The sequence below is a fragment of the Pseudomonas frederiksbergensis genome (assembly GCF_003732275.1).
GTDB classification, from domain to species: domain Bacteria; phylum Pseudomonadota; class Gammaproteobacteria; order Pseudomonadales; family Pseudomonadaceae; genus Aquipseudomonas; species Aquipseudomonas frederiksbergensis_H.
Window position 1 is genome coordinate 657415 of sequence record NZ_MOBM01000012.1, and the last position, 21112, is coordinate 678526.

Consider the following 21112-nt stretch of genomic DNA (forward strand, 5'->3'; position numbering starts at 1 on the left):
TTCAGCTGAATAAATAGGGAGCTAAGGTCAAATGAGGATCACTACAAAAGGACGCAAGGAATGCATCCACATCCCAATTCCCATTTGCTACGCCATGGACGCTGTTCAGAACAGGGGCGGGCCTATCTCATCACTGCGGTTGTGCATCAACGCCGCCAAATATTCACTGATTGGCGGTTGGGGCGCCTGTTAGTCGCCGAGTTCAAGCGAGCCCACGACCAAAAGTGGGTCAACTCAATAGCTTGGGTCGTCATGCCAGATCACTTCCATTGGTTGGTACAACTCGAACAACACTCCCTGGCTCAACTCATGCAAGCCACCAAGTCGCACCCTCACCATCAACCGAGCGTCAAGCAATGAAGGGGCTTTCTGGCAGACCGGCTATCACGATCGGGCAATACGCGATGGCGAAGAGCTTCTGCCTTTTGCTCGTTACATTGTTGCCAATCCGTTACGGGCAGGATTGGTGGAAAAAATTGGCGATTACCCGCTGTGGGATGCCTGCTGGCTTTGAACCTTGTGGCGAGGGAGCTTGCTCCCGTTCGGCTGCGCAGCAGTCGCAGAACCGGCGAATGGTATCAATCAGACAAACCGTGATGGTAAGGATTGGGGCCGCTTCGCAGCCCAGCGGGAGCAAGCTCCCTCGCCACAGGTCACAGACCACACAAGCCACACAAGCCACACAAGCCACACAAGCCACAAGGAATGATGCGTACCCGATATTTGGTTATTCACAATTTTTTCACCAACGCCAACCACCGTCTAAGCTTCAAACAAGTCCGATCAATCTGCGTGAATGGATCAGTCGACTATGGGCGCTTTGTGGCAAACCGATTCGAGTAAAACTGTGGTTCCGACTGAACGTGTGGATGAAGCGCCTTTACCTGAGAAACCCCGTCGTTCCCGACACGGCTGGGGGGCGTTCTGGTTGTTGCTGCTGATTATCCTGATTGTCCTGGGCCTCGCCGCGGCCAAGGAAATGCGCACCTCCAAGTTTCAGGCCCGGGAAATCAGCAAATATGCCGCCTCGCTGAAGTACGAGCTGCAGCCCGGCCCCAGCGATGCGATTCGCTATCCTGGCGCAGGCCCGTTCGATCAGCGCTTGGGTTACAGCGCCCTGGATGAATTTCTACCGCGCCTGCTCAAGCGCAATTACGTGGTGTCAGCACAAACCCGCTTTTCCCCGGCGCTGATGAAGTACAGCGACAAGGGCTTTTTCGTGCCCTATGCAGAGAAAATCCAGGCCGGGCTGTCGATCACCGATTGCCGCGCGGCACCGCTGTACCAGTTCAAATATCCACAACAACTCTATTCGAGCTTTGCGGCGATCCCTCCGGTAGTGGTCAACAGCTTGCTGTTCATCGAAAACCGCTTTCTGCTCGATCCCCGCCAGCCCCTGGCCAACCCCGCCGTGGACTGGCCACGGTTCGGCATGGCGGCGTGGTCCCAGGTGGCCAAGTTGTTGCGCCTGCCCGGTCAGTCGGCGGGCGGCAGTACGCTGGCAACGCAGCTGGAGAAATATCGACACTCGCCTGATGGCTTGACGATGTCCGGCGCGGAAAAGATCCGGCAAATGATTTCCGCCAGCGTGCGGGCCTACCAGGCGGGGCCGGAGACTCTCCAGGCCCGGCAAAATGTAGTTCGTGACTACCTCAATAGTGTTCCGCTGTCGGCGGTACCGGGCCACGGTGAAGTACATGGCATGGCCGAAGGTTTGCGCGTCTGGTATGGCGCCGATTTCAACAAGGCCAATGAACGGCTGGCCAGCCCCGACACGGATCCGAAAAGCCTGTCGGAAAAAGGCCTGGCCCTACGTGAAATGTTGTCACTCATGATCGCTCAGCGTCGCCCTTCCCATTATTTGACCAAGGGCCGTGATGAACTGGCCAGCCTCACCGATAGCCACATTCGCCTGCTGGCACAAAATGGCGTGATTGATGCGCCACTCGCGGCGGCGGCATTGGCCAGCCAAGTGACTTACCGCGACTGGGCCACCCAGCCCACCATTCAGCCGATAGAAACCAATAAAGGCATCAGTGTGGCGCGCAGCCGTCTGGGTGGTTTGCTCAACCGTCCGCTGTATGACCTCGACCGCCTCGACCTGTCCGCCACCAGCACCCTGCAAGGCGAACTGCAAAGCCAGGCCACCGCCTATCTCAAGCATCTGGCGGACCCAACCTATGCAGCGCAAATCGGCCTGATCGGCGAACGCCTGCTCACACCCACCAGCACCACGCAGGTGCGCTACAGCTTCACCCTGTTCGAACTGACCCCGGACGGCTCGCGGGTTCGGGTGCAGACCGACAGCACCGACCAGCCGTTCGACATCAATGAAGGCAGCAAGCTGGAACTGGGCTCCACGGCAAAAATGCGCGTGCTCACCACCTACTTGCAGATCATCGCCGAGCTGCACGACAAATACGGGGCAATGACCGTCCCCGAACTGAAAAAAGTCGACATCCCGGACCAGGATCGCCTGAGCCGTTGGGCCGTCGATTACCTGATTCAGAACACCGACCGCGACCTGCCGAAAATGCTCGGTGCCGCGCTGGATCGCAAATACTCCGCCAGCCCCGGCGAAGCCTTCTTCACCGGTGGCGGACTGCATACATTCGTCAACTTCCGCAAGGAAGACAACGGCCGCATGCCCACCCTGCGCGATGCCCTGCGGGAGTCGATCAACCTGCCGTTCATTCGGCTGATGCGCGACCTGGTGCGCTACAGCACCTATTCGGGCCCTAACAGCAGTGCCGAATTACTCAAGGACGACCACGACCCACGCCGTCAGGAATACCTGGCTCAGTTCGCCGACCGCGAAGGCACTTCGTTCCTGCTGAAGTTCTGGAAGAAATACCGCAACAAGGACACGCAGGCGCGGCTCGAGACCTTTCTCGACGGCATGCGCCCGACGCCGATTCGCATGTCCGCCGTGCATCGTTATTTATTTCCCCAAGCCGACCAGGAAAGCTTCAACACCTTCGTGCGCTCGCACCTCAAAGGCGTCAAGCTCAATGAAAAACTGACCGACGAGCGCCTCGAACGCCTCTACCTCAGCTACGGCCCAGGCAGCTACGACCTGCCGGATCAGGGCTTCATCGCCAAGGTTCACCCGCTGGATCTGTGGCTGATCGGCTATCTGTTGAACAACCCGGACGCCAAGTTCAGCCAGATCGTCAAAGCCAGCCAGTTCGAACGTCAGGAAGTTTACAGCTGGCTGTTCAAAAGCCGCCACAAGGGCGCCCGCGACAGCCGGATCCGCACCATGCTGGAGATCGAAGCGTTCCTCGACATTCACCAGCGCTGGCAAAAAGTCGGTTATCCGTTCGATCACCTGGTGCCCTCACTGGCTACCGCCATCGGCAGTTCCGGCGACCGTCCGGCGGCGTTGGCGGAACTGATCGGTACCATCCTCAATGACGGTATACGCATGCCGACGCTGCGTATCGACAGTCTGCACTTTGCGGAAAATACACCGTATGAAACCAAACTGATCAATGATCCGGACGTTGGCAAACGGGTCATGCCATCCGAAGTCGCCACCGCCATGCGCGAAGCCTTGTCACAGGTGGTGGATGCTGGCACGGCCAAACGTGTGTCCGGCAGTTTTGTAACGCCGGATGGCAAACCGTTGGCGATGGGCGGCAAAACGGGCACCGGGGACAACCGCATTGAAGCCGTTGGGTCGGGCGGGCGGATTCTCAGCTCGAAATCGATCAACCGCACCGCCACCTTCGTGTTCTTCATCGGCAATACTCACTTCGGCACCATGACCGCTTTCGTGCCCGGGCGCTCTGCCGAAACCTTCAAATTCACATCGGCATTGCCGGTGCAGGTGCTCAAGGGCATGGCGCCGATACTGACGCCGTATCTGCAACCCGGCAGCACGTCTCAATGCCACCCGGTGGAAGGTACGACTGTGGCGGCAGTCCAATCCATATCGCAACACTGATGCACATCACAGCGGGTGGTATTTAGTTATTTTTCAGATTTGAATATTCGACGGTTTGCCGGCGAAAACCACCGATTGAGCACCGATGATTCGACTTTTTTTTTGAGCACTCACCCGTAGGCTGATCATTCTTAAATCAATCAAGGATGATTGCCATGTATGACACCTCCGTGTCCGCCGATAACACCTATAAGGGCCGGCACTACGAGTTCATCAAGAACACCCTCAGCCAACCGTTCAAAACCGCGACCGTCAGCCGCGGCCTGGCGTTGGCTGGCACCGGTTTGAAGCCAGAACCCTGGTACGCCACGGCCACCGACGCCCAGCACGCCGAACTCAAGGCCGCCAACCTCACAGCGTGGACCTCGCAGAACCAGATCGATAAACATCTGAAAGACCTGCAAGACGTCTATTCGTTTGCTGCCCCGCTGCTGCAGCAAAAACTGAAAGAGCAATACGGCATCGGGCATGACGTCAAGACGACCTGCCTGCGTCTGTACATGCCCAAAGACTTGCCCTGGTACACGATCGATGTCCTGAAAGGCTTCACTTCCCGAACCGTCTCGCTGCTCGATGCCGCCCTGCATAACTTCGCGACGAGCGAAGAGGCCGATGTCACTTCGGATTACATTACCCGCCCTGACGCGCACGGACACTTCGATGTCTTGCCGATCAAATCCACAATGAGCATCAAGCAATTCCAGCAACTTTGCCGGGAACTGGATATCGGCGCGCGTTACCAGGAACACCTTGAAACCTATTTGCTTCCCACTGAGCCCGTATCGAAAGCGCTACTGGAAATCAGAGTCACTGCGAGCCAGAAAGACGCGCTCAGTGTCGCCGCGCAGCTGGCATTGATGACCGGCAATATTCAGGAAGACGCTTACGCGTTGTTGCTGGCGCTGATTGAAGGCGAAACCGAGCTGCTGCTCGATGGACAAGCCATGGGCTGCGGGGGCCTCTGCATGATGGGAACAGGTTTGAGCGGCATCATGCTGATCACGCCCACGGAACCGGACAGCAAAGGTATTGGCCGAATTGTTGTGTATGTCCCGCATGACCCTGATCACCCGTTAAAGGAATACAAGTCTCCAGACGCGTTCATGACCGAATTGGCGCGACAGTTGCGCGAAGATAACGTCAGCCCGTCGACGCAGCACAGTTACCGCCAGTTCTTCAGCCAGTATGTCGATCACCAGGAGCGTGGGCACTTTTTTGCAGAGCTGGAGGAACGTCTGTTTGAGGTCATACACCATACGAACAACGACCCGACCGATCAGCGTCCGGCATGGCGCAAAGAACCCCGCTCCCGCCCTTATCTGCAATTCGAGCGCCTACCCGTTCAAAGGGATTATTGGGAAAGCGCCTACCAGCAAAAACTCAACAAGATCCTCAACGATGCACGTGTCATCGCCGTGTCCACCGCCGATACGGATACCCAACAGCGTTGGGCTTGGTGGGACAACTTCAAGAAAATCGTTTCGGATATTTTCAACGTCGCCCTGTTAGTCGCCGCGCCGTTCGTCCCGGGGCTGGGTGAGCTGATGATGGCCTATACCGCGTACCAATTGACCAATGACGTCATTGAGGGCGTCGTCGATCTGGCTGAAGGCCTCGGGGTAGAAGCCGCCAGACATGTGGTCAGCGTGGTGACGGATGTCATTCAACTCGCGGCGCTCGGGGTGGGCGCTGAAATTGCCCACGCATTGCGGGTCAAATTGTCGCCAGTGGTCGATGGCATGAAGCCGGTCACACTGGCCAATGGCAAACAAACGCTGTGGCATCCAGACCTTGAACCCTACGCCCGAAAAAACCTGCGCCTGTCGGCTGATTCGAAGCCCGACGACCACGGCCTGCATCGACATTCCGGGCAGGACCTCCTGCCGCTGGAAGGAAAGCTCTACCGCGTCGACAAAGCCTCAACGGAGCCAGGTTCCACGACGCACCGTATCAAACATCCAACTCGCCCAAACGCCTACGCCCCCAAAGTGGAACATAACGGTCATGGCGCGTGGGTCCACGAAGGGGAGAACCCGGGCGACTGGGAAGGTGAAATATTGATGCGTCGACTCGGGCACAGCGTTGAGCGATTTTCACCGACCGAACGTGAGCAGATCCGCATCAGTAGCGGCACGGAGGAAGACGCCCTACGCCGGATGTATGTCGACAATGCTGCGCCACCACCGGTGCTGGCCGACACGATCAAGCGCTTCAGCGCCCATGAGGATGTCAATACAGCGGGTGCGAATGTCCGTAGCGGAAAACCGATCGATCCGATGTCGGTCTGGTTGGAACCGATGGTGACAGGGCTACCCGGTTGGCCGGCCAAACGAGCGTTGAAGGTGTATGAAAATGCCGACCTGAGCGGACCGTCGCGCCAGTACGGAAATGCCGTTGCCACGGACGCCGATACGTTGAACGTGGGACTCATCGAGGTCACGTCCGGCCAACTGCCCGAGCGAGTCGTGGATTTTCTGAGCGAGACGGAGCTCGGCGCACTGTTGGGTCGTGATGTTCCGGTTGCAGGTCGTACTCAGGCATTGCGCGAGCAATTGGCGGATGCTGTCGACGCCCGCAAAGGCGAGGTCTCCAGATACGTCTACCAGACGAGAGAACGGTCAAACAAGGCAGAGGTCCGCTTGCTGAGACGATCGTTTCCGAACATGCCACTTGCGCTGACTGAAACAGTTATCGCTGATGCCAAAGCTGCCGAGCGTCAACGAATGGCGGATGAAAACCGCTTGCCCCTGCGCATTAAAACCCAGGCGCGCGAATTCAATTTCGAAGCCGGCATCGCTCGAGCCTACGATGGTTTTTATCACGAGGAACTGTTGATACCTGATACCGAACGGCTGGCGCTTAATACAGTGAAACTTCATACCGACAGCTTTGGCGACCTGCGTATCGAGGTGCGTGACGGTACCCGTGACGGCACGCTGCGCTGCAGCGCAGGCCCGGAGGATGCATCGACGGTTCGGCGACTGGTCAGGAATGAATTCGGACAGTACGAGGTGCTTGATGGAGCTGACAGAGAACTCTACGAAGCCGCCGACTTCTATACGTCGATTCTGCGTGCCCTGCCCGAAAACAAGCGCGCGACATTGGGCTACCTGCCCAGTCAAGGCCGACAGTTCAAACTGTGGGTCATGGCAAAAAGCCAATCCCCTGCCGAACGCCGGACATTGCTGGCACAGCGTCCCATTCGCCCGGTGGCCGACCTTGAAACCGTCAACCTGGTACGTGGCCCGACGCTGTCCAAAGGAGCAAAGACTGCGCACGACAGGGTCGCAAACCTGTATCCGGTACTGAGCGAACAGCAGGTGCAGTCCTTCGTCGAAGGGTTGCGCGCCAAAGGTGATCCCGACAAGGCTATTGACCTTCTCCAGGACGAACTCGAAGCCTTGCGTGGAACGTTGGAAAAGTGGCGTCAGGATCAGCTTCCCATCAACGACAGCACGGACGTACCGGAATCCTACAATACCCTTCAAGACTTCCACTACCAAGGCGGGCGGCACATCTACGACCGGCTTCTTCAATGCTTTGAACGCAGAAGCGAAGCCTTTGGTGAACGCAGTGTCCACCCGCAAGGCGGCTATACGCTGAATCTGTCGTTCGAGCTCATGGGGTCGAATCTGGATCGTTGGTGGATGGCTCTGCGCAAGTTACCCGACATCAAAAAATACCTTGATCAGGTGACCGTGCTGACTCTGGACAATGCGCGTTTTTCTGCCGATGCGGATGGCCTGTTAAGCGATTTTTCCAACGTTCGGCACTTGAGCGCACGCTATAGCGAACTGACCCAGCTACCGCACGGTATCGGCAAGATGCGATATCTTGAAACCTTGCGGCTGACCAACAACAGCATCCGATTGACGCCTGACTCAGCCGGGCAGTTAAGAGATCTCACGCGCCTGGAAACGCTGAGGCTGGACGGCAATCCGCTGATGCAGCCGCTGGATGTCGGACGCATGCCCAGATTGAAAATACTGAGTTTGAGAAGAACCGGTATCAACGCCTGGCCGGAACGGCTTTTCAAGGATGGGATTAATGCGAAACATCGCCCTCGCGGTTTTTATCTTGATCTGCGCGGCAGTCCGATCACAACCCTCCCTGAGGTGGTGCCTGGCTCCGATCATGCGTTCATCGTGGCGCGCACGCGTCTCGACACCGTAAAGCTTTCCGATAGCAATCGCATCCGTCTTGAACATTACCGCCAGTCCGTCGGTTTTGCGCCTCAACAAGCCTATGCAAAGGTTGCCTCTGACGAAATAACCTATTGGAGGGCGTTACCGGACGATTCGCAAATGTATAGCCCCTCGGCGGGGGTCGGTACGTACAGGGAAGAGTCTTGGCACGACGTGGCCTCGGAACCCGAGTCCGCCGATTTTTTCAAAGTCATCCGCAAACAGAGAGACAGTGCGGACTATCGTAACCCTCGCTCGCGCGCACAGCTTGCCAGGCGGGTCTGGCAGATGATCGATGCCATCGCCATAGACAGCGATTTGCGCGAGGAGCTGTTCAAACAGGCCAGTCACCCCGAGACCTGCGCGGATGCCGGCTCACAGCTGTTCAACAACATGGGAATCAGAGTGCTGGTATCGAAGGCGCGCGCAGAGTCGACGTCTGCACAGGACCTTGAAAACAACCTGGTCAAACTGGCCAAAAGTGCTGCACGTCTGGAACAGGTCGGGGAGATTGCCAGAGTCGAAATTCGTTCCCAGCTTGAGAAAAGCCGTAGCGAACCGGACTATGACGCCCCGGATGAAGTGGAAGTGCATTTGGCCTATGAGACGGGGCTGGCCGAGCAGTTGGAATTACCCTGGCAGTCCGAAGGCATGCTGTACCAGCGCACATCCCGGGTGGATCAGAAAATGATCGACGCCGCCTACGATACGGTTATCGGGATGGAACAAGGCGACGGATTGGTTAACGGGATGATTGATCCCTTCGAAAATCCCTTCTGGGAAAAATACTTGAAGGACACTCACCCAGCCAGGTTCGAGGCGAATGATCGCCTTTTCGAGTCGAAACAAGAACGGGTCGAAGATCTACACATCGCCCAGAAAGACTGGGCGAACGCCGAAGATTCCAGGGAAAAGGCCTCGCGCAAACGAACGCTGGAAAAACTGGCCCGGCAGCTGAACATTGCCGAGGCCGACGTTTTTATCGATGAAGAAAAGAGCCAGCAGTTGTATGAGCGGCTGCTGTCGGAGTTGAACTATGAACGCAAGGCGTTGGCCAGAAAGCTGACCCGTGAAGCGATGGTAAGAGCCGGCATTTAACAGTGCTCCCTGAAAGCTGGCGCTCGCGCCGCTTTCAGGGACTATTCGCAGGCCTCGGACGCTCAAACTTCCGAGTCCCAGATAACGGTGATGTTGCCGCTGAATGTGTCACTGAAACCGGGACGGAACAGGAAGTCGATGGAGTCCTGGGTCATCTCGAAACGCAGCGAACCCGCTTTTCGATCCACATAAAATCCAGGCTGGAAGGGTCCCAGCCAGCTGTTGGGCCTCAGCACAAGTTCCTTGACCGGCCCGTTGTGGCCGTCAATCCCTGGGGGCAGGCTGAGTTTCGTTTGCACGACGGCGCGTTTTGTATAATCGGGATTCCACAAAGAGCATGTGTCCCCGCCCGCCACATTGCACCGCAACATGACTCTGAAGCGCGATGACGCCGACATGTAAAACAGTTGGTCGCGGTAGATACGGCTCGGCTTGCGACCACTCTCGATCCAGCGCTGCCAACCGCCTTCGGGTTCCAGCGCCACCTTGCTTCCACCGGGTGGCAAGTCAACCTTGAGGGTATGTTGCACATCCAGCACGAAATCGAGCGTGAGCAGGTAATCATCCGGCGTCATCATCGGCCCCATGCTGAAGTCACCACCTGGCCCAACGAAATAAGACAAACTCCCGTTATAAAGCCCGGACGACATGCCCAAGGGGTTCGGGGTTCGCAGCTCATAGGCAAAATCCAGGTGGTCCAGTGTCATGCTCGGGATGGTGTATTGGGCAAGCTTGGTACATGCGGCTTCCACTGGCGCCTTCCAGAAAAAAGTATAGTTTGCCGGGGTGTATCCTCCAATGCCGCTGTACAGACAAGGCGACGGTGCATAGACCCAACTGCCGCCGGACCATAACTTCTGATGGCCTTCAAGGAGATCGGTCACCCCGACCAGATTTGCCGCGGAGTCGGACAACATATACCTGGAACCAATGCCGATGATGCGAACTTCGACGGTTTCCGTTTCCTGCGTATCCTGATGGGTAACGGTCAGTTTCCGCCAGTTGGCCGGCACTTTCACTGCCACACCTTCACCGGGCCTGATAGCACGAAAGGACTGGAATTGAATCGGAACCCGGATACTGAACATCCGGTTATCGGCGCATTCGCTCGGGTAGTTAACGCAGTAACCGCTGTTAGGCGTCTTGTTGATAAACTCGTTCTTGTTCGGCTGCGCCGGATCCGGCTGGAACAATGCACGGATTTCCCGATTCATCGCCTCCACCGACGGCACGCACAGCGCCGCCAGCACGCCCAGTGTCCAACAAAAATTTTTCATGACTTCAACTCTCGCCTGGTGCTCATGGAAGTGACGCTATCGGTCTTCATTCCCCAGGTGCCCTCGCGTTGAACAGCACCATCACGTTGCCCGCATACTCCCCTGCCCGATAGCCGCCGACCGGCTTCACAGGCTCTATTTCCAGCAAAACCCGTTTTCCCGCCGAGGCTTCAGCCCTGGACACCACCTCTCGCGGGCTGGGCTCGGAACTCAGCTCGACGCCGTTGAAACGGACCCGCAACACAATGTCATCGTCCGGCCTGCCGTTTGACAGGTAGGGCGCGCTTTCCAGACGCGCTTCAATCGCGCTGGTGTCATGTCGCACATCGAAATTCTTGCGCAAGCTACCCAAGGATGATGTGGGGTAGTCCCAAGCCAGTTTCTGGGGCCGGTGGATCCAGCCCGGTTCGGTCGGAATGATATAAAACGCCCGACTCGGGACCGTCAGCGACACTTCGAATGTGTGTTCTTCGCGAGCGGCCCAACCGAGGGTGCTCATCAGCCCGGTGATTGCCATCAGTACGACGACGACGCATTGCTTGTTCATACTCGTTACCTACCGCGTCAATGGAGGCAGCCGTTAGCGGCTCACCACCCTCATGTCCTGTTTGCGTTCGCCTTCGATCAGCTTGAAACGGTATTCACGGCCCTTTTCCTTATCGAAGCTGTATGACTTGCCTGCCATGACATGGTGCTTGGTGGTCGCGCCACAGTCGGTCTCCTTGCTCAATGAGCAGCTTTTGAATTCATCGAGAACGAGCACCGTGTTGCCGTTGTTGCGCAACTCGTAGCGGCTGTCGGTCTCATGGATGGCCGTCTCGAAACGGGCATCTTTGGGCCGCACGAAGAAAATCGTGCCGAAGCCGGTCATCACGTTGACCCCGGCGCTCAATGTCTTTTTGTAGTCTTCGCGTTCCTCGTTGCCGACCACGAATTCATCTTCCTTCTCCGGTACCACCGGCACAAAGCGCACACGGAAATAGCGCTCGCGGTCACGCTCGCCCATGTACAGCAGACGAGTGCCCTGCATGCCCTGGGCCGGCACGATCAACCGCGCGGGACTCGCCATCAGGCCATCACGCGACGCTTTATCAGCAGAGGTTTCGATCGGAATTTCCCTCGGCGTGCCGTCAGCGTCATAGACAATTTCCAGCACATTGACTTTGACGAAAGCGGTGCTGTCGCCGCTGTTGAAGACCCGCTTCAGGTAAGTACTCTTGTCGCCATCCAGGTAGTCATAAACAGTGCCTACATTGATTTGCGGCCCGGCATGCGCCGCCACGCAAAACACACTGAGCACCGTCAGCAAAAGCAAACGTGTCATCGTCTTAACCCCACAAAAAAGAAAATGGATGGTTCGGAGTCAAACTTCCGAGTCCCAGATAATCGTGATATTGCCCTTGAGGGTGCCCTTGAATTCCCATCCGGGACGCAACAGAAAGTCGATGGCATCGCGGGGCATCTCGAAACGCAACGAACCCGGTTTCCGGTCGAGATAATGGCCCGGTTGAAACGGGCCCATCCAACGGCCGTTATCCAGCAAGAGAAGATTGACCGCCCCGCCACCCGACCCCACGATCCCGGCCGGCAGGCTGAGTTTTACTTCCACTTGGGTGCTATCGCCGCGGTCACCGCGCAAATAGCAGCGAGTACCGCCCAGGGAATCGCATTGCATCCTCACGCTGAAGCGCGAAGACGCAGAGATGTAGAACAGTTGATCGCGGTAGATTCTGGTCGGCTGGCGACCGCTCTCGACCCAGCGATTCCAACCGCCTTCGGGCTCCAGCGCGACCTTGTTTCCACCCGGTGGCAGGTCGACTTTAAGGGTGTGTTCGACATCCAGGTTGAAATTGAGCGTCAAGACCGAGTCGTCGGGCCGCATGATGTCCCCCATGTCAAAGTCCATTCCGGGCCCCACGGTGTAAGTCAAATCACCGTAATACTGGCCAGACGACATTTGCAGTGGGTTGGGCGTGCGCAATTCGTAACCGATCTGCATCCGCTCATAGGTCAAACCCGGGATGCGGTAATTGGCCTGAACAGCGCACACGCTCGTCCCGGACGTGAGCCAGAAAAACGTTCTGGCGTTTGGCCACGCATACATGCCTCCAGTACTTCTGCACGGCGCCGGCGGTGCCCAGGTCCAGTCGCCCCACAGGCGTGTATGCCAACCAGGCCATGTCGTGGGCTCACCTTCGCCGACAAGGTTTTCCGCCGTATCGGACAGAATGTAACGCCCGCCAATGGAGACAATCCTGACCTCGACTTCAGCCTCTTCCTGCGTGTCTGCATGCCGGACGCTGAGCCTTCGCCAGTCCCCCGGTACCCGAAACATCGCGCCCCTGCGCTGATCGGCTTGCCCTGCTTCGATCGATGCAACCGATTGAAAGCCGATCGGTATCAGCAGAGAAAACAGTTCTCTCTCTTTGCAAAACGCAGGTTGATTCTCGCAATGCCCCGTGACCGGGGTCACGTTGATAAATTCGTTGTGCATCGGTTTTGCCGGGTCGAGGCGAAATACCGCGCGGATATCCATCGTTGCGCCCTCGGCCGGTTCGCCCAAGAGGCTGAGGAACAGCACGGGAATCGTCAGCCACCCGGGATAACGCGTAGACCTTTTCATGCTTTCAGCCTGCCTTCTGTTCGGAAGCGTTGATATCGGCCAGCGTGTCCGGGGTGCAGCGCAAATCACCGATCATCAATACGTTGTTTTCGCTGCGATGGCGGTCGGCCTCGAGACGGAACTGGCACAGCAACTGGTTGCCCTGACGCACTTCCAGGGTCGGCGAACCGGCGTTCATTTCCATCGAGAAAAAACCATCGACCTCTGTCACGCCACGACTGGCGTGGTTGATTACGTGGTGGCCCTTGAGCGGCTGCCCTCGCGAATCGACCAGCCGGCCAAGCACGGTCAGGGTTTTCATCACCCGCACCTTGCGGTACTCGACCCCACCCTTGTTCAGGTGATAACGGGTGCGGGCCGGTTCGATGGTGGCCGCCGGCACATGGTTGCCTTCGAAATCGAAACTCACCGAGCTGTTCTGGTACGCGGTGATCGGAATGAAGTTGCGTCCCGGCTTCAGCGCCGCACTGCCGCCGCTGTAGTCGTCGGCGCGCAGGGCAATGTCGTCGATGTCCGACTCCACATCGACAATCAATCCAGCACCGCGCATCTCATGCTGGCTGGTCAACACCATCTGCTGACCGCCGAGGACCAGGGTACTGTCCAGGTTGAGGCCACCGGTGAAATTGCCGTTGTAGGACGAACGCTGAACGAAGCCATCACCATTGATCGCGTCGGTGCGAAAGTTGGCGAGGCTGGAAACGCCGACGCCATAGGTGTCGGTGAGCGCCGTCACCGAGACGTTTTGCAGCACGTGATCTTTCAGGTCTTTGCGCCAGCCAATGGAGGCGTTGTTGTCGCGACTGCCGTCCCGGGCCGTACGCGAACCGATGCTGCCGGTGATCTGCTGTCCAGGCGTGCCAAGTGCCAGGTTGACGCTCAGGTCGATACCACGATTGCGTGCGTTGCCGCTGCTGAAACTGCCCGGTCGATCAAACAGCGAGAGCCGCCAGTTGCCATCGCTGCCAAACAGTTTGGTGCGCTGATTCCAGCCCAGATCGAGGCCGACGCCTTCGACGTTGCCCTCGCTGTGGGACACCCTGGCATTGAGGGTGCTTTTGCTGTTGAGCCGATGATTGAGTGCCAGCGAGGAGTTGCTGGTTTCACCGACAAACACATTGCGTTGGCGCACCCGAGTGCCATCCGGCAGGGTTTCGTAAAGGTTGGTGGTGTCCAGCCAGCTGCGGTTGTGGCTGATCACCACGCTGCCGGCGCCATAGTTATAAAGACTTTGCAGGTCCAGACCGGTGCCGTGGTCCTGCGTCTGGTAGACATTGGCGTACAGGCTAAGGTGATTGGCCAGGGTCCAGTCGACGGAACTGCCGTATTGCAGTTTTTCGCGAACCTGGCGCGCCGACAGCCCCAGAATGACCCGTGGGTGCGCCAGGTAGTTGACCGAAGCCCCGGCCGTGGCGCCGCCGTTGGCCTGCTGATCCCAGTTGCTCAACAGTTTGCTTTCTTCCCCGGCAAACAGGTTGTAGCGCCAGCGCTCGTCGAGATTTCGCCAGTTGTTGGGCTTGTACACCAGCTCCTGAGTGCTCGAGGTGATCTGGCCATCTTCGACCAGTCGTACTTCGACTTCATAGATGCCACCAGGCAGCGGTCGGGTATCGAGGGTCTGCAACCCGGCGGGCACTGACTGGGTATTGATCAACAGACCGTCACGGTAAATCTCCACCGATCCTTGGCGGTTGGCCGTGACGTAGATGGGGTAAACGCTGGGCATCGCGCTGTTGATGGCCAGGCTGTCGGAGCTGCCATACATGACGCCGACAGCCGTGTCGGGACTGGTGCCGAACGTGCGCGGCTGGCGGGTCAGTCCTTCGGAATTGGGGGTGAAATAGCCCAGACGAAAGAAGCTGCCTTGCAATTCGCGCTGGGTGTAAAGCTCATGGACCGCGTGATAAAGCTTGTCATCCGGACCGCCAAGACGGGCCAGTTGCATGTTGAATGTCTGGCTCCAGTTGCCCAGGCTGGCGCTGGCTTCAAGACCAAAGCGACCGCCCAGATCCTGTTGCTGGCCACCGTTGAGATTGAGCTGGTTGCGCACCATCAGACCGCTGCTGCCGCCATCGGGTTGCTCGTAATAACGCTTGGCCTCTACGTCGCGTTCAGCGTTTTCGGTGAGGATTGAGACGAGGGAGTTTTCCAGGTTGTAATGCACCGCCAGCACCTGATCCGGACACGAACCGGTACATGTGCCCAGCGGTACGCCTGGCTTGAGATAACTGGCCCACTTTTCCCGCTCGGCGGGGCCGAAGCGGTTTTCGCTGGTGTCGGTAAATTCAAGCAACGTGATGCGATCATCGCGAGACAACACCACCATGGCCTCCCCCAGCGGTTGCTGATCGAGTTCCACCCGAACAGCCAGAGGCACATCAAAGAAATGCTCCTCGAAGTCTGCCGGCAGACCTTTGGCCTGGGCCAACAGACTTCGCGGTGTCGTACCGGCGGAAGAAACGGGAGCCGCTGCTGCACTGGCACAAAACAACAGCGCAAGCGCAGCCGCGATGGGTGTCATCGGGAACATGAACTCTTACTCTGGTTACGAATGGGTTGGAATCCGGCGGACGGGCCGGTTGGGTTGTCCGCCGGTTAACGCCACTTGAGCAGTTAGCGTTTGTTGCCTTGAAGCTCGATCAACGCGTGACGACCGGAGCAACGGCGTCGAAGGTCATTGCGACCACACCAGTGTAATCGCCCGGCAGGAACGTGGTGCCCTTAGCGGTGATTTTCAGCGGCGCGCGATAGTTTGCGTCGGACTCGGCTTCACCCACGACCAGTTGTGGGGTGAGCGTCAGTTCCTTGTTATTGAACTCGACTTTCAAATCAATCGACTGAGCACCGGAGATCAATTTAGGTGCACTTTCCAGACTGGCGTGAACCGAGCCGTTATTGTTGCGCACGTCGAAGAAACCATTGACTTCTCCCATCTTGCCAGTGGCTGGCTGGAAGCTCATGTCCTGATCCTTGTTGACCAGATCAGGGTCGGTTGGCACCACATAGAAGCCATTGGTTGGCACGTGAGCGATAAGATTGATTGAGTGAGCAGCCTCGCCTGCGGCGAAAGCCATGGAGGAATGGAGAGCCAGAACAGCCAGTGGGGCAGCAATTGCGAATTTCTTGAACATCATTCAGTACCTGTTTTCTTTTAAAGGATCGGTTCATTGAAAGCTCAGACATCACATACCCGTAAAGGCCGCTTGCTGTGCTCTTTCAACGCCGGGGCATGATCGACTTATCGCTCCGGGAAGTAAGCAGGCAACTTCCTATGAGCTCGTAGTTCAACGACCTCATGACAAGAAAGACAAAACTGCAAAAAATCAAAATCCAAAACAGTGACTGTAAGTTACGACCTACATACAGTTTTATTGAAAAAACCAAACAGCAGTTCCAGCTGTTTAACACGGGACTTTTAAGCCTTTTAAAATATAAGACCCAAAAATTTTAGAGTAATAACTTCAAGATTCTTCAAAGGCTGGCTGTTCAAAGAAAAGAGAGGCGAGCGGCAGACTTTTTCGATGGATTTCAACCATTGCTCTTCATCACCGCTCGTCGGCATACGGTCGCTTCGCACGAAAAGTGCCTTGATCAAGACTTAAGATATATCTTAAGTTGTATCTAAACACGACGAGAGCAAGCAAAAATGAGAGACCATCATTCCCCCCACCGCGAACACGGCGATGGCCGCGACGGCTTCGAGAAACGCCCGGGACCCGGCCGCGAGCGCGGTGGACGTGGGCCACGGGTGTTCGCCCCCGGTGACCTGAAATTACTGTTGCTGGCGCTGATCGCCGAGCAGCCGTGTCATGGCTATGACCTGATCCGCCAGATCGAAAGCATGTTCGACGGTGCCTACAGCCCCAGCCCCGGCGTGATCTACCCGACCCTGACCTTCCTTGAAGAAAGCGAAATGATCCTGGGCGATGCCGAGGGCGGGAAAAAGCGCTACAGCATCACCGACGCCGGACGTCTGTCTTTAAGTGAGCAAGCGATTGCCCTGGACGGCGTGCGCATGCGCATCGAAGTCAGCAAGCGCTCGTTGCGCGGCCATGACCGCCCGGCCGAAATCCACGAAGCGGTGCACAACCTGCGCCATGCCTTGCAAATGCACCATGGTCGCTGGAGCCCGGAAGAAATCCTGCGGGTACGCGACCTGCTCAACAACACGGCCAAAGCCATCGTCGATGGCCCCGCCGTTCAACCCGTTCAGGAGAACGCCGAATGACCGACGTTATCGTGCTATCCCAATCCATTCACCGTGTCAGCCACGAGATCAAGCGCCGTCGTCTGCAAGTGCTGCGAGTGGTCGACCTTACTCCGCGTATGCGCAGGATTACCCTGGGTGGCCCAGAGCTGGCTGGCTTCGTCAGCCTTGGAACGGACGACCACGTCAAACTGCTGTTCCCCCAAAACGCTGCGGAGCAAGCGGCGCTGGAAACGCTGGTTCTTGGGGCTGGCAAAGACAACGGGCCGATGCCCGCGATGCGCGACTACACTCCTCGTCGTTATGATTTGGACACGCTGGAGCTGGACATCGACTTCGTGCTGCACGGCGATGGCCCTGCCTCGACTTGGGCCGAGCAGGCCAAACCCGGCCAGTTCCTGCACATCGGCGGACCGCGGGGCTCGATGATCGTGCCGGACATCTTCGACAGCTATCTGCTTATCGGCGACGAAACCGCCCTGCCCGCCATCGCCCGCCGCCTCGAAGGCCTGGCCGCCAACCGCCATGCACTGGTGATCGTGGAAGTGGAAAACGGCGCCGAACAACAACGCCTGGAAAGCGCAGCGCAGGTCGATGTGATTTGGGTACTGCGTGAAGGTGGCAGGAATAACCTGCTGACCACCGTGCAACAGATCAAGGTGCCCGATGGCAATCTGTATGCGTGGGTGGCGACTGAGTCCAAAGTGTCGCGGCAGGTCCGCCGGGTATTGCTCGATGAGCATGGCCTGAATGAGCAGTTTGTGAAGGCTGTCGGTTACTGGCGACTGGATGACAGTGACGAGGAATGACAACCTCTTGGGCCTCTTCGCGAGCAAGCCCGCTCCCACATTTGATCTCCAGTGGACCCATTTTTTGTGTTCAACTCGATTCAGTGTGGGAGCGGGCTTGCTCGCGAAAGCGATTTCAGTCTCGCTACCGGTCCGAGCCTGTGCCAAGTCGCCCCTGCCACCGATCCAATCCAATCACCAGCAGCGCAATCAGCACAAACCCCGCCAACAATCCCCCTGCATTCACAAACACCTGTGGATAACCCAGCTTGTCCACATCAATGAACGGATAGGGATAAGCCGCCAGCAGATGCCCGCGCCATAACGCATAGCCGAAGTACACCAGCGGATAGATCACCCATACCGCAATGTACTTCAGCCGTAACGTCCCTTTGGGCACACAGAACCACCAATAAGCCAGAAACAGCAGCGGCATGACGTCATGCATCAACTCATCGGCCAGCCATTGCCAGCCTTCGGGATGCCACAAATGGCGTAATAACAGGCTGTACGCCACACCGACCACGGCGATGCTCACCGCAATTCCACTGCTCACCCACGGCTGCAAAAACCAGCGCCGCGCCGCCGATTCCCGGGACGTCAGTTCACAGGTCAGCACCACCGCCACCAGCGTGTTGGTCAGCACGGTGAAAAAACTGAAAAAACTCACCAGCCCACCCAGCAGACTGGCCGCAATACTCCAGCGTGAGTAAAGAATCAGGTACATCTGAATGCTTAATCCCGCCCAACCCAGAATCGCCGCCACAGCAACATAACGACGCCTCGCGGCAGAACCTGGCGTCGAGGGTATGACCATGCTCAGACCGGTCGCTTGGTGCGCATCAACTTCACGTACAGGCGTTCGACCTTCTCCCGCGCCCATGGGGTTTTGCGCAGGAATGTCAGGCTCGACTTGATGCTCGGGTCACTCTTGAAGCAGCGGATATCGATACGCTCGGCCAGCCCCGACCATTCGTAGTGTTCAACCAGGGCGTTGAGAATTTGTTCCAGCGTCACGCCGTGCAGCGGGTTGGTGTTCTGTTCGATCATGCCGGGCCTTCGAGCGAAGTGGGAATTGGAAGCCGCGCACCTTAGCCGAGGGCTTCGTTGGGGGGAAGCTATCTGTTTGCTCTCTGTTAAATGTAGGTGACCTTGGAAAGATCGCAGCCTTCGGCAGCGCCCACAGGCGCGTAGGAGCTGCCGAAGGCTGCGATCTTTTGATTTTGCTTTGTTCAATGGACTATTACCAAATCCGAAATGATCCATGTCAGTAAAAGCCCTTTCTCTATGTGTAACAGAACATTATCCTTACGCCCGTCCAGCTGAAACGCTTCTCCCCTGCTTCATTCCTGCTGCGTTCAGTTCACCCCCTTTAGAAAAAGACCAAGAATTACTTCTCTATGCCTGATTTTCAAACTCCGCGAGACAGCGCTGTCTTACTCCCTGTGGCCAATCGAAAAGCCCTCAACCTGATCGGCGGTTTCACCGCGTTGAGCCTCGCCACCTGCACCCAGGCTGCGCCGGCCTTCGATAGCGATTCGCCGTGGATGCTCGGCGACTGGAACGGCACGCGCACCGAACTTTCGGAAAAAGGCTACGACTTCAAGGTCGATTACACCGGTGAAATGGGCAGCAACCTGCACGGCGGCTACGACCATGACCGCACCGCTCGCTACAGCGACCAGTTTGGCTTGGGCACCCACCTGGACCTGCAGAAGATTCTCGGCTGGGACGATGCTGAATTTCAGCTGACCATCACCGAGCGCAATGGCAACAACATCAGCAACGACCGGATCAACGATCCGCGGGTCGGCGGTTTCACCTCGGCTCAGGAAGTCTGGGGCCGCGGCCAGACCTGGCGCCTGACGCAGATGTGGTATCAGCAGAAATTCTTCGATCAGAAGCTCGACATCAAAGTCGGCCGCTTCGGCGAGGGCGAAGACTTCAACAGCTTCCCCTGCGACTTCCAGAACCTGGCGTTCTGCGGCTCCCAGGTCGGCAACTGGGTTGGCGACATCTGGTACAACTGGCCGGTCAGCCAGTGGGCGATGCGCGTCAAATATCACCTGACGCCGGAGCTCTACGCGCAAGTCGGGGCTTACGAGCAAAACCCGTCCAACCTTGATCGCGACAACGGCTTCAAGCTCAGCGGCAGCGGCACGCAGGGCGCGATTCTGCCGGTGGAACTGGTCTGGACTCCAAAATTCAATGGCCTGCCGGGTGAATACCGCGCCGGTTACTACTACAGCAACGCCAAGGCCACCGACGTCTACAAGGACAGCAACGGCCAGCCTGCAGCCCTGAGTGGCGAGGCTTATCGCAGCGCATCGAGCAAGCATGGCGTGTGGCTGGGCGTGCAGCAGCAGCTGACCAGCCGCGCCAGTGACAACTCTCGGGGCCTGAGCGTGTTCGCCAACGGCACGATGCACGACAAGAAGACCAACGCCATCGACAACTACGTCCAGGCCGGCGTCGTCTACAAAGGCTTGTTCGATGCCCGCGCCAGGGACGACATCGGTTTTGCCCTGGCCCGTGTGCATGTCAACCCGGCCTATCGCAAGAACGCCGAGGCCACCAATCAGGCCCGCGCCGTCTTCGACTACGACGACCCATCGTTCCTGCCGCCGCAAGACACCGAATATAGCGCCGAACTCTATTACGGCGTGCACGTCACGAACTGGCTGACCGTGCGCCCGAACCTGCAATACATCCGCCACCCCGGTGGCGTGGACAAGGTCGATGACGCGCTGATTGGCGGGATCAAGATCCAGTCGTCGTTCTAGGATTCATGCAAAACCTGTGGGAGCGAGCCTGCTCGCGATATCGGTATGTCAGTCGACATCAATGCTGAATGTTAAGCCGCCATCGCGAGCAGGCTCGCTCCCACAAGGACCGCATCAACTAAACAGTTTTTCTATGAACCATGCCCGCGCCAGATCGTCATCTACAGTGAACTTGCGCGGGACTACTTAAAACGTCACGGAGA

General features: G+C 57.5%; 13 protein-coding genes and 1 pseudogene. 6 read left to right on the forward strand and 8 right to left on the reverse strand.

Features of this window, described 5'->3' with window-relative positions:
* Window positions 1-60: 60 nt before the first annotated feature.
* The 3 genes and pseudogenes from BK662_RS11085 to BK662_RS11095 all read left to right on the forward strand — a co-directional run bounded on the left by BK662_RS11085 (window position 61) and on the right by BK662_RS11095 (window position 9231).
* A pseudogene (locus BK662_RS11085) lies at window positions 61-514 on the forward strand (REP-associated tyrosine transposase).
* Window positions 515-811: 297 nt separating this feature from the next.
* Window positions 812-3949, forward strand: a complete 3138-nt coding sequence (locus BK662_RS11090) for a transglycosylase domain-containing protein (RefSeq protein WP_123358074.1) — start codon at window positions 812-814, stop codon at window positions 3947-3949.
* A gap of 155 nt (window positions 3950-4104) precedes the next feature.
* A complete protein-coding gene (locus tag BK662_RS11095) occupies window positions 4105-9231 on the forward strand; it encodes an NEL-type E3 ubiquitin ligase domain-containing protein (protein ID WP_123358075.1) in 5127 nt (1708 codons plus the stop codon).
* Between the two features lie 62 nt (window positions 9232-9293).
* On the opposite strand, the gene BK662_RS11100 is transcribed toward BK662_RS11095, so the two are convergent.
* The 6 genes from BK662_RS11100 to BK662_RS11125 all read right to left on the reverse strand — a co-directional run bounded on the left by BK662_RS11100 (window position 9294) and on the right by BK662_RS11125 (window position 16265).
* The gene (locus tag BK662_RS11100) at window positions 9294-10508 is read right to left on the reverse strand and encodes a hypothetical protein (RefSeq protein WP_123358076.1); all 1215 of its coding nucleotides are present in this window, start codon (window positions 10506-10508) and stop codon (window positions 9294-9296) included.
* A 46-nt stretch (window positions 10509-10554) separates the two neighbouring features.
* Window positions 10555-11055: a CS1 type fimbrial major subunit gene (locus BK662_RS11105; protein ID WP_123358077.1), complete on the reverse strand. Its 501-nt coding sequence runs from the start codon at window positions 11053-11055 to the stop codon at window positions 10555-10557.
* 33 nt (window positions 11056-11088) lie between these two features.
* A complete protein-coding gene (locus BK662_RS11110) occupies window positions 11089-11832 on the reverse strand; it encodes a molecular chaperone (protein ID WP_123358078.1) in 744 nt (247 codons plus the stop codon).
* Between the two features lie 39 nt (window positions 11833-11871).
* Window positions 11872-13131: a hypothetical protein gene (locus tag BK662_RS11115; RefSeq protein ID WP_123358079.1), complete on the reverse strand. Its 1260-nt coding sequence runs from the start codon at window positions 13129-13131 to the stop codon at window positions 11872-11874.
* Between the two features lie 4 nt (window positions 13132-13135).
* Window positions 13136-15661, reverse strand: a complete 2526-nt coding sequence (locus BK662_RS11120) for a CS1-pili formation C-terminal domain-containing protein (RefSeq protein WP_123358080.1) — start codon at window positions 15659-15661, stop codon at window positions 13136-13138.
* A gap of 109 nt (window positions 15662-15770) precedes the next feature.
* Window positions 15771-16265: a CS1 type fimbrial major subunit gene (locus BK662_RS11125; RefSeq protein WP_259695898.1), complete on the reverse strand. Its 495-nt coding sequence runs from the start codon at window positions 16263-16265 to the stop codon at window positions 15771-15773.
* A gap of 512 nt (window positions 16266-16777) precedes the next feature.
* Here BK662_RS11125 and BK662_RS11130 point away from each other — a divergent pair.
* Both BK662_RS11130 and BK662_RS11135 read left to right on the forward strand, forming a co-directional pair.
* On the forward strand, window positions 16778-17359 hold the full coding sequence (locus BK662_RS11130) for a PadR family transcriptional regulator (RefSeq protein WP_052966203.1): 582 nt from the start codon (window positions 16778-16780) through the stop codon (window positions 17357-17359).
* On the forward strand, window positions 17356-18147 hold the full coding sequence (locus tag BK662_RS11135) for a siderophore-interacting protein (protein ID WP_123358081.1): 792 nt from the start codon (window positions 17356-17358) through the stop codon (window positions 18145-18147). Before BK662_RS11130 ends, BK662_RS11135 begins: the two co-directional genes overlap by 4 nt.
* A 124-nt stretch (window positions 18148-18271) precedes the next feature.
* Here the strand turns inward: BK662_RS11135 and BK662_RS11140 are convergent, their stop codons facing one another.
* A complete protein-coding gene (locus tag BK662_RS11140; RefSeq protein WP_123358082.1) occupies window positions 18272-18943 on the reverse strand; it encodes a Pr6Pr family membrane protein in 672 nt (223 codons plus the stop codon).
* Window positions 18944-18945: 2 nt separating this feature from the next.
* Complete coding sequence (locus BK662_RS11145; RefSeq protein WP_123358083.1) at window positions 18946-19176, reverse strand: VF530 family protein; 231 nt, start codon at window positions 19174-19176, stop codon at window positions 18946-18948.
* A gap of 350 nt (window positions 19177-19526) precedes the next feature.
* Between BK662_RS11145 and BK662_RS11150 the strand changes: the two genes are divergently transcribed.
* Window positions 19527-20909, forward strand: a complete 1383-nt coding sequence (locus BK662_RS11150) for a carbohydrate porin (protein ID WP_123358084.1) — start codon at window positions 19527-19529, stop codon at window positions 20907-20909.
* Window positions 20910-21112 lie beyond the last annotated feature (203 nt).